The organism is Paenibacillus polysaccharolyticus, from assembly GCF_023714295.1.
In the GTDB taxonomy this organism is placed as follows: domain Bacteria; phylum Bacillota; class Bacilli; order Paenibacillales; family Paenibacillaceae; genus Paenibacillus; species Paenibacillus polysaccharolyticus_A.
Genome location: NZ_JAMAUN010000003.1, coordinates 146,677 through 161,726, shown reverse-complemented (window position 1 = coordinate 161,726; position 15,050 = coordinate 146,677). Strand labels below are relative to the sequence as shown.

Genomic DNA, 15,050 nt, shown 5'->3' with positions numbered 1-15,050 from the left:
ATGAATTTTTCATTAACTGAAACTCAAAAAAAAATAGTTAATCATTTTGACGGGGCAATTATGGTGACAGCAGGACCAGGAAGCGGAAAGACAAGAGTTTTAACTGAAAGAATTATAAATTTATTAAATCAAAATCAGAAAAGAATACTAACATTAACATTCAGTAACAAGGCTGCAGAAGAAATCAGAGAAAGAGTTGAAAGTAGGATAATCAATGATGAAATGCGTCAGCAAGTATATATTGGGACAATTCATAGTTTTTGTCTGGAAGTTGTACTAAATAGAGGAAACTTGATTGGTCTTCCATCTAATATGGTTATTTTTGAATCAGAGAGTGATAGGATATCGATATTAAAGAAAATTTTTAATGATTACCCTGAATTAGGAGAACAAATATCTGATTTATTTGATAAAGATAGAAACATTTACAAACAGTGTTTAAGACAAATAAGCATATATAAATCAAAATTTATATTGCCTGAAGTGCTGTTAGATTCAAATAAAAAGTTTGATTTAACATTTTCTAAGCTTTATGAAGCTTATAATAATTTGATGATGGCTCAAAGGGCATTAGATATAGATGATATACTTTTTTATGCTTTTAGAATATTTACTGAGAGACCCCAGATAGCAAATACTTATACAAGATTGTATAAACATATCTTTATCGATGAAGCCCAGGATCTAAATATTGCACAATACAAAGTTATTAGAGCACTTGCTACTGGGTTTTCAAACGTAATGATGGTAGGAGATCCAGCACAATCTATCTATGGCTTCAATGGATCAGAAAGTGAACTTATGATGAAATCATTCAGAGAGGACTTCAATCCTATTGAATATCAATTAATCGAAAATTTTAGGTCAACAAAAAAAATTGTTGAGGCTGCTAAAAAAATTCAAGCTAACTCAAATAGTAGTGCTGTTTATCCGCTTGAGGGAGTATTTTCGGTAAGAAGTTTTGAGAACGAGAAGTTAGAAGCAAAATGGGTCGTGAACAAAATTGAGAGTATGTTGGAACACGGGAGTGCGTGGGTTGAAGGAGTACTTAAAAGTGAGAATATAGCCGTCATAGCTAGAAATAAATATCTATTATCTTCAATTTCTGGAATTTTAGAACAAAAAAATATTCCATATAATTTAGGTCACTCCTCGAGAAGTGTGGAAAGTGAGTCAAATGCAATAAAAATTTTCGAAGCTGGAATAAGAGTTATTATCAATCCTTTTGACAATGTCCATTTTAGTCAAATACTAAATCTATTAAATTATAAAGGTGTCATTGAAGAATCAAGTGAAAATAATTTCTATTTGAATTTACTGTTAAATATAGATCTTTCGAAATTGGAACCTGAATACGAGAAGTTGTATCTAGCTATTAAAGAGTCTTGGGAGATTTTGCTTAACAATGAGGAGAATTTCACTAAGGCAATTGATGTATTAACCACTAAACTTGTAAATAAAGAAATGAACAATATATCTACAAATGAAGAAATTGAGACAGAACAATTTTTTATACAAAAGGATTTAGAAATGTGGAAAAACAATTGGAAAAATTACTGTAATCAGTCTGTGTCAGGTCAGAGAAATTTAGCACATTTCAGGAATCTGGTATCAATAGGAAAGACTTATTCCTTCAATAAGTCTGGAATATCTTTGTTAACTGTGCATGGATCTAAAGGCCTAGAATATGATGTGGTTTTCTTAATAGGGATTACTGAAGGGGTTTTTCCAGATTATAGAGCGAAAGGAGAAAAAGAAAAAAGGGAAGAAGTAAATAACATGTTTGTTGCGATAACTAGAGCAAAGAGAGAATGCTACATTACCTTTCCCCTTTCAAGAAAAATGCCTTGGGGGGACTTTAAACCTCAAAAGGCTTCTAGATTTATTGAATTAATTGAACTGTAACATATAAATTTAGTTAATTTTCTTGAAAGTGAACCATTAATGGTATGACAGAAAATAGACACATAGGCCTCTATATTAAGTTATAATATTTGAGATATTTAGAATTTGTTTGTCTTTTATAATTTGTAATTTTGTAAGAAATCAAAAGAATATTTAACAGATGAAGGAAAGTTAAGATTTAATCCTCCCGAATCTCAATAATTTCCCTAATATCATCAATATCCAACGCTTCTGCAATCCGCTCAATATGAGCAAAGTTGATATTCTCACGTTTTCCAGATTGCAATTCACTCAAAGCAGCATGACGGATATCAGCTAAACGTGCTAGTTCTCGCAGTGAAATATTATGTTTCTCTGTGAGTTTGTGAATATTGATCACAACTTTTTTCGCCATCTTAAATCACTCCTAAAATTTCCATATGGTCTTGATGTTACGCATGAGCGTACCATATACTTTTTGTATATCTGGTACTCTTATGCGTACCAATTTTAGGAGTGGTGACATGACAAGTACCCACGGCGAAGAGCTTGCTTCGCAGTACGCACAACTCGTAAAACAAGAAGACGATTACGTCGATCAACTGGTCACGTGTAACAAACTCATCCTGGATGCCATGGACATTATCGCGAAGCGGGCAGGAGTGCTACACATGGATACGGTGAAACAGGCAGCGTATCACCTTCATGCGATGGAGCAGGATTTGAACCACAAGTTATTTGAAGTCAGGCTGGAGAAGAGCATCTTGGCCCACCACATGAGCCAGTCTACATAACCGTATGAACGAGAAGGACAGTACAGGATCATTCTAGGGATGATCTTGTACTGTCCTTTTAATTTTTATAAGCGATCCCAAGTCATTCCCCCATATAAGCATCTCAATGGACGTAGGCATGGAGAATTCCATCGCAAACCTGATTATTAACTAATCATTCTTCTTTATTGTATTCATTTTATTTTCCAAGTTAGAAATTCTTTTTGAGAGACCCGAGACCCTACGAAATACATAGTAGATTCCGAATAAGACTAAGATAAGACATATAGTTAAAATGATAAATTCCGGCCAATAGAACCAACTCATATAAATCCACCTCCTTGACACTTATGTTTAATTTTATCATTTAGTAACAATTATGTGAAATGTAATACAACGCTCGTAGCTATTTCTTCTTTCTTGTTAGCTCAATCTTGTTAGTAATAAGCATTGACTTTCCACACCAATCACCCTAAACTTCAATTATTAAAACACTTTTAAAAACCCCCCCAATATTTTCTCGAATACGCGATCACCCATATACCTACAAACGAAAGGAGACACACAACAAACGATGTTACCCACATCCCACAACACCCAACAGGTCAAACGCATTAACGTTGAAATTGTAAAAAATACACTTCGGTCGATGGGCGTAGGCACGAAGGCTTCCATTGCAAACCTGACCAAACTCAGCGTGGCGACATGCGGAACGATACTAAATGAATTACTCCAAACGGGGGAGATCATTGATCTCGGCCCGGATGAGTCAAGCGGGGGCAGACCGGCGAGTCGGTATCAGTTTAATGCGGATTACGCGAGTGTGCTATGTCTGATTATTCGTACGGAAGGTGGCATTCATTCGATCACACATACATATGCCAACCTGAACGGAGAGATGGAGGACGAACAGACGCTTATTTTAAAAGAGATTAATGTCACGGTGGTGGAGGAACTTATTGCTGAACTGATCGAGCAGCGCCACAATGTGCAGTCCATCGGAATTGGGATACCAGGGGTTGCGCACAATGGTGTGATTGGCATCTGTGACGTACCAGAATTGGCTAATCAGCCGCTGGGTTTAAGGCTCAAAGAGCAATACGAAGACATCGAAGTGGTCATTGGCAACGATATGAATCTGACGGTGTACGGACTGTACAACGAACAGCAATTTGAGCAAGAGAAAAACTTTGCGGTGGTGACGTTCCCTGAAAACCATTTTCCGGGGGCAGGTTTTATTATCGATGGTCGGCCACTCACCGGGAATACGCAATTTGGGGGCGAGGTATCCTTTTTACCGTTTGGCGTGTCACGGGAAGAGCAGCTGCGCATGCTGCAAACGAAAGACGGATTGCAGGAGCTTGTTGTACAGACACTCGTCTCCATCATAGCCATTATCAATCCGGCAGCAATTGTTGTAACGGGCGATACGATGGACCCGGCGATGCGGGATGGCCTGATCCAAGGCTGCCGAGATCACCATATTCCACAGGAGCATATGCCTGAGCTAATGATTCGCCGCGACACCCGGCGCGAGTATGTTACCGGGCTTGTAGCCGTCACACTCGAAAGCCTGACCTACCGTATTCAGGTAGTTGAGAAGCAGTGGTAAAGGATCGGAGCGTTGATCAGAAGGAGGTGCTCTCTTCGGATCAACGAATTGAAATAACTCTTTTATATAAAATGAACGATTTCATTAAGCAAGTAACGGAGAGGACAGAAAAAACCTGGAGAAGCGAATGCGGTCGCCTTTATCACCGGATTTTCCCTTTAGAAAAGGGAGTTCAAAAAAATCAGGGGATAACAGCGATTGGAAGGTTCTTCTGTCATCGGAGTGGTCAGGTTAATGACCCTTGTTTCAACTTATATGGACACAATGGGGGAACTTATTTTGAATCAGCAAGCAGATACACAAGGGAACAAACGAAAGTTCAACAAGCTGTACGCCATGCAGCTGGCAACGATCTTTCTTGGATTTATCGTATTTGGCATCTCGGAAAATATTAAAGGCCCAGCCATTCCGCGTATTCAGTTCGACTTCAATCTGGATGAGAAACAGCTCGGGACGTTGTTGTCCCTGAACGCACTGGGATATCTGATCGCCTGCTCGTTTACGGCTATACTGGTTCGCAAATGGGGCATCAAGGCGGTCAGCATCATTTCATTTGCCTCGATGATTCTGTCGGGTGTGTTCATCTATGTATCGCATACGTATCCGCTCTTTGCGTCATCGTACTTCTTCATGTACATCGGTAACGGGATGCTGGAGATTGCGCTGGCGATTCTCGGGGCGCGGATTTTTGTGAAAAATACAGGCACGATGATGAACCTGTCCCATTTCTTCTATGGACTCAGTTCAACGGTGGCGCCATTGCTGGCGACAGGTGTGATGTCGCTGACGGTATTTGGGCACCTGCTGGACTGGCGCGGCATGTATCTGGTCATGTTGTCGCTCTGCCTTTTGCCGATCATTGCGGCACTGCGCAGTACATTCCCCGGGGATGATCTTGCCCATGAAGATCGCACCTCGCTTAAGACATTGACACGTGATCCGGCCCTGTGGCTGATGGTGCTTATTCTTTCTTTTGGCGTGGTATCGGAACTGGCGGTTGGAGGTTGGCTTGTTAACTTCCTGGAGAAAGCCTACACGTGGGACACGGTCAAAGCCTCCGGTCTATTGTCGGCATTTTTCCTTACGTTCTCGCTGGGTCGTTTGCTGCTAGGGCCGTTGACGGATCGCATCGGGTTCGTACTCTCATTGATTTTGTTCTCGGCTTTCTCGGCGATATGCACGTTTGTAGCACTTGCAGGGGGAGAAAGTCTGGCGATCTTCTTCGCGATATCGGGCGCAGGCATTGCGATGATCTATCCCACAGTAATGGCCTTTATCGCACGCAGATATCCGAACGGCAGTGATACGGCAATTACGTTTACGGTAACGCTCATGGGGGTTGGTAGTGTTATAGGCAACTATGTGATCGGCTGGGTCATTGAAGGTGTGAAAAACATGTACGGTGCCACCACGGAGCTCGGCTTGCTGCGCGGACTTCAGGCGGGCTACGGATTTATTGGCCTATGTGCGGTCATTTGTGCAGCGTCCGGTGTGGTACTGTATGTGTATTTGAAAAGGAAGCAGGAACTAATTTAGTTCTTCACAGTAGAGGCAACAATAAAACTCTTTCCACTTGAATAGGGAGTGGGTGGAGTTTTTATTGTCGTAAAATAGCAGAATTTGTCTCATTTAAAAGAACATTTTGGAAATTTTATATTGTTATATGTCGAATTACATATTATGATGGATGGGTCTTTTGATTCAATAATATACAAAAATCAGGAGAAAAGACTTAAGGGATAATAGGAGGCATTATGGATATTTCAAAAAAACTGGGCGTAACAGCTATAGCAACGATAGCGCTTACGCTAAGCACAGCCGTGCATTCGAGCGCTTCGGCAGCATCCTCTCTTCCATTCAAAGATGTTGAACAGGCTTCGCCTTGGGCTAAGGCGGTTATACTTGAAGCTCAAGAGAAAAAATTCATGAGCGGAGACCCTAAAGGGTACTTTCATCCCCTACAGCAGGTTACTCGTCAAGAGGCAGCCGTTTCACTTGCCAAGCTTATGGGTCTTGAACTGAATGATCATGCAACTTCTAAGTTTTCGGATGTGACTCCCGGTTCATGGAGTGCAAGTGCGATTGAAGCCGTGCAAAAAGTCGGATGGATGAACGGAGATCCGAGCGGCATGTTTCGTCCCCAAGCTGTCGTTACACGGGAAGAATTAGCTTCCATATTGGCTAGAGCAACCCAAGCAGATCCAACGCAAGATCAGGTCGAAGAGCTATCGAAGATTAAAGATCATGAGCAAATATCAACGTGGGCTAAAAAATCGGTGACATCTGTTGTTTCTTCCGGTCTGATGACAGGCAATAACGGCAGCTTTCATCCTCAGCAGCCGGTGCTTCGGCAGGAACTAGCTGCTATTCTAGTACGAATAGATTCCACGGTGGCAAACAGCAAACTGCAAACTATCCAGAAAGTGGAAAACGGTACAGTTACGATTGAAAATAAGCAATACGGTGCAGCCGAAGCATTAAAACCGTTATTCGAGGCGAAAAATGCAGAAGTACTTGCTAACGCAGGAATTAGAGTTACAACGGTAGATGGGCAGATCACCAAAGTGTTAGAGCTCAAACTGGTTACGCCAGGTCGGGCAGCAGAAACGGGGAAAAGTGAGTTCTCAGGAAACGCCGTACTTGATGGTGGACAAGCAGTTATAGCGGGTAACGTAACAGTAGCAGCCGACTACATAACGATTAGAAATCTCAATATTAGCGGTGATCTGGAAATTTCAAAAGAGCTGGAGAATGATTTTTACGCGGAGAAAGTTACAGTTAAAGGTACGACTTATGTAAAGGGTGGAGATGACAACACGGTTGTTTTCGACCAATCCTCTCTTCAAGGAATGAATATTAGTAAGGAAGATGTTCGAGTTGAATCCGTGAATAAAACGGTCGTTAAAGAGGTCCATATCGATTCCAAGCTCTCTGGATTATGGGGAGATGAATCAATCACATACGAAACGGTGACCGTAGGAGCAGGGGTTCAGAACGCTTCATTGTATGCACACATCCGTAACCTGGAGGTAAACGCGGGTAGTGAGGCAACAAGCATCTCTGGAACGGGGCGCATCGATTCGTTAACCATTCAAGGTGCTGGAACAATTAACCTACAAGGTACCGGGGGTATTGGATCTGTAACGATTACAGATCGTGCCAGCCAAGTATCCATTCCAGCGAACGCTTCGATTCAACGTTTGGTTCTGCCAGAGGGAGTATCGCCGGAAAGAGTTATTGCAAACTACGATAAGGTGAAAACTCAAATTGCTTCGATTAACGGTGTAAGCAATCCGACATTTGTACAACCAAGCTCTGGAGGAAGTAATTCTTCCACTAGTGGAGGCAGTACGGGGAATTCAGGAGGAGGAACTCCTTCCAATCCGGGTACAACGCCAACACCAGCGAATCCAGACCCGACATCGTGGTATCCATATACGTACAAGAGTTATCAGGACCGTACAGAAAATTCAGCTGTAGGTCTGATGACCACGAATAAATCAGGTACAGTCTATTACATGGCTGTTCGTGCCGATGACAATGTACGTCCTACTGCGGAGCAAGTGAAGAATGGATCACTCCCTGGTAACCTGCCTTCAACGCATGGCGAGTTTTCGGTGACAGCTAATCAACCTGTAACGTACAAAGTAGAAGGTCTGGAGCGATCCAAAACCTATCATATCTATACCATTTTCAAAAATGGAGAGACCGGTCAGGAAACACAACCGATGTTCATTCATTCGATTATGAATTATATTGCCAATGACATCAGTGTCCTTCCATACGATAATTCGAACCTGAACCAGATTAGAATTCAGTTTTCAGGTGTACTTACACCTCCAGCAACAAGCACTACTAATCCGGCTGCGATCTTTAAGGATGGTCATTTGCGCAACTACGGATATGGATTTATTGAGATCAAATCGATAAATTGGGATCTAACGATTCCGAACATGCCTATTCTTAATGTGAATTTTGACCCGGTAACATTGGGGGACGGGACGTCTTATCGTTTCGATTGGACTTACGTCAAAAATGCGTTGACTATTAAAGATCCAGATGGAAGTAGTTCCCGCTCGTTCGGGGGACATGGCAGTTACTCGGGACCGGAAGTGGTCTCGTTGATTACGAAGCAATTGTCCATCGAAACGGGCAACACAGCCGACCCAACCAAGGCAGAAGCAGTTATGTATATTCTTGGCGTATATCCTTCTGCATTGAAACAGGAATTGGGTTTGATTGAATTTAACGGACAATATTATCAGAAGGCATTGGCAGAAAAAGCTGGCCGGTACAGTACTTTCAGCGATGTTAAACAGATTATTGAGGCGACTAACCAGCAATACCCTGCACCGTCCAATACCGAAGCTACTGTGATTCGTAACTTCAATAGCGCCGGAACGAACTCCAACATGGAATCTTATCTGAAACAGTATGCGAATACACTCCAGATTGATGCAGCACAATATGGCAATATGAACCAAGTAGCTCGAACCGAAGTTGCTAAAATGATTTTAAGTGAACGCAGTCTCTTACCGGAAAACAAATTTATAAGCATTCAACAAATTCGTCACGCTTACGAGCTGGCCTACATGAAATCGTCCTCTATGCCTCTCTCTCTTTCTTTTGTGGATACCGATCCAGCAGCAGGTTCTATTGGAGGAGAGGTTAGATGGGAACCTGGCGCAGATGACACTTCGGTCGTTTCCTATCAGCTGATGTGGGGGAATACGGGAGGAACCCTGGCTACAATCAAGACATTGGATAAGACGGACGAGAACAGCTATACTTTGCCGCAAGGGACGTCTATTCCTGATGGAGCAACACATTTGCTGATTCAAGCCGTACTGCAAGATGGAACTCATACAGCACCGATCTCTATTGCGATCAAAGATACACTGCCTTCTGCTCCTGAACAACCAACGGTCACGAAGGATGATAAACGAAATATATTGGTCGGAGCCAATGCAAGTATGGAATTTTCACTTGATAAAGGACAAACTTGGATCACGTATGATGAAGCTAACCCACCTGTTTTTCCAGGAGAAGTATACGTACGAGTACGTGTGAAAGCTGATCCGGACAATCAAGTCCCTGCGGGTAAGTTCGTTACTGTTACTTTTGTAGATAATGTGTACATGTATGTTGGTCACAATGATGCCAGCAATAAGTTTGAGGCAGAATATATGTCCTCTGCAATGGAATATTCAGTGGATGCCGGCCTGACGTGGACCACATACAATGAAGAGAACCCACAACAATTTCCAGGGGATCTCACCGTTCTTGTTCGTGAGAAAGGTGGTCAATATCTGGATGCTGCTCCAGCAAAAGAGTTTAAATTCACATCCAAAGTTCATGTGATGCATTTGAATAATTCAATATCCACATCTTTGCCGACGCTGGAATACTCGAAGAATGATGGAGAATGGATCCCATTGCTCGTTGAGCAAACCGTTTCGTTCCAAACGGGGGATTCCGTTCGGGTTCGTGAAGCGGCTCAGCCTCCTTTTCAAGCGGGAGCCATTGAGACATTTACATTTTAATAGTTCTATCCTAAGGAAGTAAGTCTTCTATGACTAAAAACATCTAAAACTCATAAAGCCCCGCTGATTCTAAAAATCAGCGGGGCTTTATTTTTATCCCTTCCGTTACTTCAACAAGCCATTCACTTGTCTAAGCCGGTCTTTTTTTCAAACGTTTCAACAGCATGTACAGTCCAAATCCAATCAGGAAGATCATGCCTGCCGGGATGACATACGGTTTAACCACTTCGCCGACTTCTTCCCATTGTGCGCCCAGTTTGTAACCGAGGTAGACGTAGATGGATGTGATTGGAAGCATAGCCAAAAAGGTGAATAGACTGAATTTGAATACGTTCATCTTTGCCATTCCGCAAGGGATGGAGATGACCGTTCGAATGCCGGGTACGAAGCGTCCATAGAAAGCAACCCCGCTGCCGTATTTTTCGAAAAACTTATCGGAAGCCTCAACATGGTGGGGGCGAATGAGGAAGTATTTGCCGTACTTCTCCACCATCGGTCTGCCTCCGTAGCGTCCGAGTGCATATAATGTTAGTGGGCCAAATGTACCGCCAACGGTTCCTGCCAGAATAGCCAACCATAGCTTCATATCCCCGAGATATACCCAATATCCCGCCATGGGCAGAACAAGTTCAGCAGGGACGAATTCAAACGATAGGGCAATAACAAGACCTGCATAGGACAAATCTTTAAAGAACAGTATGAATTGCGTGATCCACTCCGTCATGCTTTCCCTCCATGAATCTATCTATTTTTGATATAAGTAGACACTGCTCTCTTCAGAGTACCAAGGGCGAACAGCGCTTGTCAAAACTCACAGTTAAGGAATTTATCCTTATCACCACCGTATATGTTAGCCTATACATAAGCCTAAGGCAGCCCCTAGATAGATACGAACGTTCACGGTCTAAGGTTTCTTATTTACTTATAATCGTTCTGGAGCCAATATGAATCTATGAGATGATGGTACTCTGAAAATGTTTCCAAATATAGTATGATAAGACTATCGCTAGATTTACCATACAGGGCCTGGGTTAGTTCTGCAGCGATCAGACAAAGGCCAGTTAGTGTTCACGAAGACCATCCTATACATATAGAGAAGGAGAACCGAACATGAGTATACAATCACAAAGGATCATCGATCAGATTCGTATTGTTGAATACAACGCTTCTTATGCCGCGAGCTTGGCAGATATGTGGAACCAAAGCAATGAGAGCTGGGGAGGCGGCACGAGGCAGCGGACAGAGGATAGCATTCGCCAGGAGATGGAGAACTCGTCTCATTTGCATGTGTTTCTGGCGGTTCATGAGGAAGAGGTCGTCGGTTTTTGCAGCTTTGCCCACTATCGTTTTGACGAGAATGCACTATATGTACCGCTACTTAACGTGCGCCCCGACTACCACGGTTACAAGATTGGACGTAGTCTGATCTTAAAAGCAGTGGAGAAAACAGTCGAGGCTGGATGGCCGCGCCTGGATCTGTTCACATGGCCGGGCAATACGAAGGCGGTGCCGATGTACAAGAAATGCGGTTTCTTTTGGGAGAAAAAAGACGATAGCGTTCATCTCATGAACTTTATCCCGACCGTATTGCGGACCGAGGCGCTGGCCCCCTACTTTGAAACATTGGATTGGTACGCTGACAGCACCCGTGAACTGGTGATCGAGCCGGACGGACGGCAGGAGTGGGGCTTCGATTTCCTGGATTATACCTGGCAAAAAGGAGATATCTCCCTACGGGCATCTTTTGAAAAAACAGGCCGCGGCCTGGCCGCTCTCGATACGCCGGATTACAGCATCCACACCGAAGTAGATCATCATGATCTGGTGTTTGGTTCGAGTTATCCCGTGCGTTATCATATCCAAAATAAATCTAATTTTGATCTTGAGTTCGAGATCAAAGGACAAGACGACAAAAATATCCGTTTCGCTATGGAAGTCGCGCAAACGTTGCAGCCAGGCGAAACGATTACCGTAGAGGGGGAATTTTACCTCGATCCGGTGACCGAAGAACAGAACAAGAATAAAACACATCCGGTCATTAGCAGTACTTGGCTTATTGGCGGGAAGAAAGCTCAGTTCCGTCTTGGCGTTCATCCTAAATTCCCGGCGAAGATTACGCCGGTTCTTCCCGTGAAGGAATTGTATCCGGGTATTCCGGCAGAGCTGATCCTGAACGTGGAAAACAATGTGAATGGGGAAACGGAATTTGTTATGGAACTGCAGGCAGATGCTTTTCTAGACTGGACAGAGCGCACACTGCGCTTCACAGTACCTGCGAAGGGCAAACGCTCGGTGTCCGTTCCGTTTACACTGCATTCATATGGCATCTATGCACAGGATGTGGAGATTACCGCTGTGCCGGCGGGAGGATCGGAGATTTCTTTTACAAGAAAACTGTCTGTGCTTATGAAGGGAATTGAGGGCAGGTACGGCGGTGAGGCAAACGGCCAGTGGATCGCGGTGAACGGGGCTTACTCCCTGCATATGAACAAACATGATAACGTCATGTGGATCGAATACCCTGGGTCACGTCACTCCTTTTGGTGGAATTACCCGAAGCTGGGGAAACCATATTCCGAGGAGTTGTCCCTGAAAGAAGCCATAGAAGTACGGATCGTGGCTGATGGAACGTATCAGGTTATGGAAGCGGTCTATGAATTGGAAAATTTTCCGGGATTACTGCTGAAGACGGTTGCCAAACTGTCCGCTAACGGAATTGCTACGTTCTCCCATGAGGTTGTGAATACATGTGATACGGCATGGGAAGAAGAACTGTTCCTGATGGATCACTTCGGTTTCTTCGGCAATCGGCTCATTCTGCCCTATCAGGGTCGTTTTATAGATATGGGGGATGATTATGCCGGGGATCCAAACCATTGGGATACGGGACAGATTACGGAGAACTGGCTGTTTTGCAAAGAAGAGTATGGCGCGTGCGGAATCTACTGGGACCCTTCACTGAAATTGATTAAGCCTGAATATACGCTGGCATTACAGCATGAGCTGGGACGTTTGGAGGCCGGAGCCTCGGTAGCCACGAAGGAAACAGTATTTGCGCTCAACACGTTTGCCAAGTGGACGGATTTCCGCGCATTCGCCCGTAAACAACCTAATCGGGTTATTCCGATGCTGGACAGTCATCTGGATGTGAAGCTGAATGATGGCAATCCATTTGCTGCGGACGTACTACAGGCTGAATTGGTTGAGCGTAAGCTTGTTTCACTTGCAGGTACATTGGAGCTACACGTACAGCAGGGTAAGGAACCCGAGACTAAAGCTTGTACGATCGAGTTCGATGCTACGGAGCAGCTGAACTCGGTTAAGCTGGAGTTTTCGCCTGAGGAAACGGTAGTGGAAACACCGATGGCAACGACAGTGGATCGCCTTGACCCGCAAGGGTCTGACTCCTTTGACAGTATCGGCGGATACGAGAACCTGAACATCTGGAAAGCACGTGGTGTCTATCGTGGAGAGGATCGAATTCAGGAGCGAACAGCCCTCTGGTTCCCGCAGACACGATCTGAAGTGCTACAACGGACTGAAGAGGGATCAGGGACGTTATATACCGTCAACAATGGCCTGTTATCTATTACGGCTGACCCGGCATTCGGGGGGATTGTACACTCTCTGAAAGTTCAGGGAGAGGAGTGGCTGGACAGTTCATATCCTGAACCTACTGCCCGTTCGTGGTGGAATCCGTGGTATGGCGGGATGGCTGTCGATATTCCGGGCATGAACGGATTTAGCCGTCAATTGGAGCAACCGATGCTATCGTGGTCGGAGCAGAAGGATCAATTCGGCAATGTGTGGAAAGGCTTGAAGGTGACCACCCGCATTGAGAAACATGAAGCAAACAGGGGAATAACCGTTCATCAGCATTACTTGATGTTGCCCGGTGTTCCTGTGCTCTGTACCTTGCTGGCTGTGACCAACAACTCTGGCCTGACACGAGCGAATTATGCTCTTACGGAAGGTCGTTTCTTCAAACCTTCGGATGTGTATACAGAAGGTTGGGTCGAACAACCGGGTCACGGTCGTTTTCCGCTCGGCAAAGTAGACATTGGCTTGCCTTTAAAAGACATTTTTCGGACAGGCTCGCTTTCACGTCAAAACATGCTGCATGCGGTGAATCGTTATCCGAACCAGAATGCCTGGGCGTTTGCCAACAATCTGGTGACAGGACATAACGTAACACACGAGCTTACGATACAAGATGGCGAAACCGTCTGGACGGAGCCGACTTATCTTGTTCTGGGGCCGATCCCGCTTCATACGATGGATATACATGATTTGTTAAAACTGAACTTTGTAACATCAACAAGCGAAGAGGAGGCCTCCGATGCCCATCATTGATATTCACATTCATCTATCCGATATCGACAGCTTTCACCGTACCGCGATGGATCTGTCCAAGGTAGACTATAGCGCGGCGGGTCTCAAGGCAGAATTTGACCGAAATGATGTTATTCTTGGCATCGGCATGGGGGTGAGCGAGCAAACCAAGGGGGCTTTCCCGGATTCCAGTTCCCCTAACCCGATGGGGCTCGATCTGGAAGAACAGATTCCATCGTTTCTAATGGAATGTGTAGGCATTAATCCAAATCGACTGGAAGGTAAACAAGCTCAAGACGAGCTGGACCGGATCGAAGCCAGACTGCAATCGCCCGAAGTTGCGGGAATCAAGCTGTATGCCGGATACTACCATCACTATGTGTATGACAAAATCTATACCCCGGTCTATGAGCTGGCGGCAAAATACAATCTGCCTGTGGTCATTCATACGGGAGACACCTACTCGATGAACGGCCTGCTCAAATATTCGCATCCGCTGACGGTGGACGAGCTTGCTCTGCAACAACGAGGTGTAAATTTCATGATCTGTCATCTCGGTGATCCCTGGGTGATGGACGCGGCGGAGGTCGTAGCTAAGAATCCTAACGTGTACGCGGATTTATCTGGGCTTGTCGTGGGAGATCGCCCTCACTTCGAACGCTTTATGAACGAACCGCTGTTTATGGATCATTTCCGCAGGGCTTTGGTCTACTCGGATCATTATGAGAAAATGCTGTTCGGCACCGACTGGCCGCTTGCCCCTATTGATTTGTATGCTGAATTTGTCCGCAGGCTTGTGCCGGAGCAGCATCATGAGAAAGTGTTTTACGAAAATGCATTTAGCCTGTTTCCACGTATCGGTCAGCGTGTTGCGAAGTCATAGCAACCCCCAAACAAGCTCTTGCC

9 protein-coding genes are annotated in these 15,050 nt (G+C 44.5%); 7 read left to right on the top strand and 2 right to left on the bottom strand.

Annotated features, from left to right (window positions below; all coding sequences use genetic code 11):
• The gene (locus M3629_RS11610; RefSeq protein WP_251506173.1) at positions 1-1,905 is read left to right on the top strand and encodes an ATP-dependent helicase; all 1,905 of its coding nucleotides are present in this window, start codon (positions 1-3) and stop codon (positions 1,903-1,905) included.
• 178 nt (positions 1,906-2,083) lie between these two features.
• On the opposite strand, the gene M3629_RS11605 is transcribed toward M3629_RS11610, so the two are convergent.
• Positions 2,084-2,299, bottom strand: coding sequence for a helix-turn-helix domain-containing protein (locus M3629_RS11605; protein WP_251506171.1), 216 nt, complete (start codon positions 2,297-2,299; stop codon positions 2,084-2,086).
• Between the two features lie 109 nt (positions 2,300-2,408).
• On the opposite strand from M3629_RS11605, the gene M3629_RS11600 reads away from it, so the two are divergent.
• The 4 genes from M3629_RS11600 (at position 2,409) to M3629_RS11585 (ending at position 9,812) form a co-directional block, all read left to right on the top strand.
• On the top strand, positions 2,409-2,678 hold the full coding sequence (locus M3629_RS11600) for a hypothetical protein (protein WP_251506168.1): 270 nt from the start codon (positions 2,409-2,411) through the stop codon (positions 2,676-2,678).
• A 553-nt stretch (positions 2,679-3,231) separates the two neighbouring features.
• Positions 3,232-4,269 (top strand): ROK family protein, encoded by a 1,038-nt coding sequence (locus M3629_RS11595; protein ID WP_251506165.1) that lies wholly within the window; start codon positions 3,232-3,234, stop codon positions 4,267-4,269.
• A gap of 336 nt (positions 4,270-4,605) precedes the next feature.
• On the top strand, positions 4,606-5,805 hold the full coding sequence (locus tag M3629_RS11590) for an MFS transporter (protein WP_251506587.1): 1,200 nt from the start codon (positions 4,606-4,608) through the stop codon (positions 5,803-5,805).
• A gap of 218 nt (positions 5,806-6,023) precedes the next feature.
• On the top strand, positions 6,024-9,812 hold the full coding sequence (locus M3629_RS11585; RefSeq protein WP_251506162.1) for a DUF4073 domain-containing protein: 3,789 nt from the start codon (positions 6,024-6,026) through the stop codon (positions 9,810-9,812).
• A 130-nt stretch (positions 9,813-9,942) separates the two neighbouring features.
• Here the strand turns inward: M3629_RS11585 and M3629_RS11580 are convergent, their stop codons facing one another.
• Positions 9,943-10,536, bottom strand: coding sequence for a DedA family protein (locus tag M3629_RS11580; RefSeq protein ID WP_251506159.1), 594 nt, complete (start codon positions 10,534-10,536; stop codon positions 9,943-9,945).
• A 386-nt stretch (positions 10,537-10,922) separates the two neighbouring features.
• Here M3629_RS11580 and M3629_RS11575 point away from each other — a divergent pair, with 386 nt between their 5' ends.
• Both M3629_RS11575 and M3629_RS11570 read left to right on the top strand, forming a co-directional pair.
• The gene (locus M3629_RS11575) at positions 10,923-14,165 is read left to right on the top strand and encodes a GNAT family N-acetyltransferase (protein WP_251506156.1); all 3,243 of its coding nucleotides are present in this window, start codon (positions 10,923-10,925) and stop codon (positions 14,163-14,165) included.
• Positions 14,152-15,027 carry an amidohydrolase family protein gene (locus M3629_RS11570; RefSeq protein ID WP_251506153.1) on the top strand — a complete coding sequence of 292 codons (876 nt, stop codon included), beginning with the start codon at positions 14,152-14,154 and terminating at the stop codon, positions 15,025-15,027. Before M3629_RS11575 ends, M3629_RS11570 begins: the two co-directional genes overlap by 14 nt.
• Positions 15,028-15,050: the final 23 nt, after the last annotated feature.

Bases quoted from the DNA above. Each gene is read 5' to 3' on its own strand.
- M3629_RS11610 (WP_251506173.1), top strand. From the start codon at position 1: ATGAATTTTTCATTAACTGAAACTCAAAAAAAAATAGTTAATCATTTT.
- M3629_RS11570 (WP_251506153.1), top strand. From the start codon at position 14,152: ATGCCCATCATTGATATTCACATTCATCTATCCGATATCGACAGCTTT.
- M3629_RS11580 (WP_251506159.1), bottom strand. From the start codon at position 10,536: ATGACGGAGTGGATCACGCAATTCATACTGTTCTTTAAAGATTTGTCC.
- M3629_RS11585 (WP_251506162.1), top strand. From the start codon at position 6,024: ATGGATATTTCAAAAAAACTGGGCGTAACAGCTATAGCAACGATAGCG.
- M3629_RS11595 (WP_251506165.1), top strand. From the start codon at position 3,232: ATGTTACCCACATCCCACAACACCCAACAGGTCAAACGCATTAACGTT.
- M3629_RS11590 (WP_251506587.1), top strand. From the start codon at position 4,606: ATGCAGCTGGCAACGATCTTTCTTGGATTTATCGTATTTGGCATCTCG.
- M3629_RS11600 (WP_251506168.1), top strand. From the start codon at position 2,409: ATGACAAGTACCCACGGCGAAGAGCTTGCTTCGCAGTACGCACAACTC.
- M3629_RS11605 (WP_251506171.1), bottom strand. From the start codon at position 2,299: ATGGCGAAAAAAGTTGTGATCAATATTCACAAACTCACAGAGAAACAT.
- M3629_RS11575 (WP_251506156.1), top strand. From the start codon at position 10,923: ATGAGTATACAATCACAAAGGATCATCGATCAGATTCGTATTGTTGAA.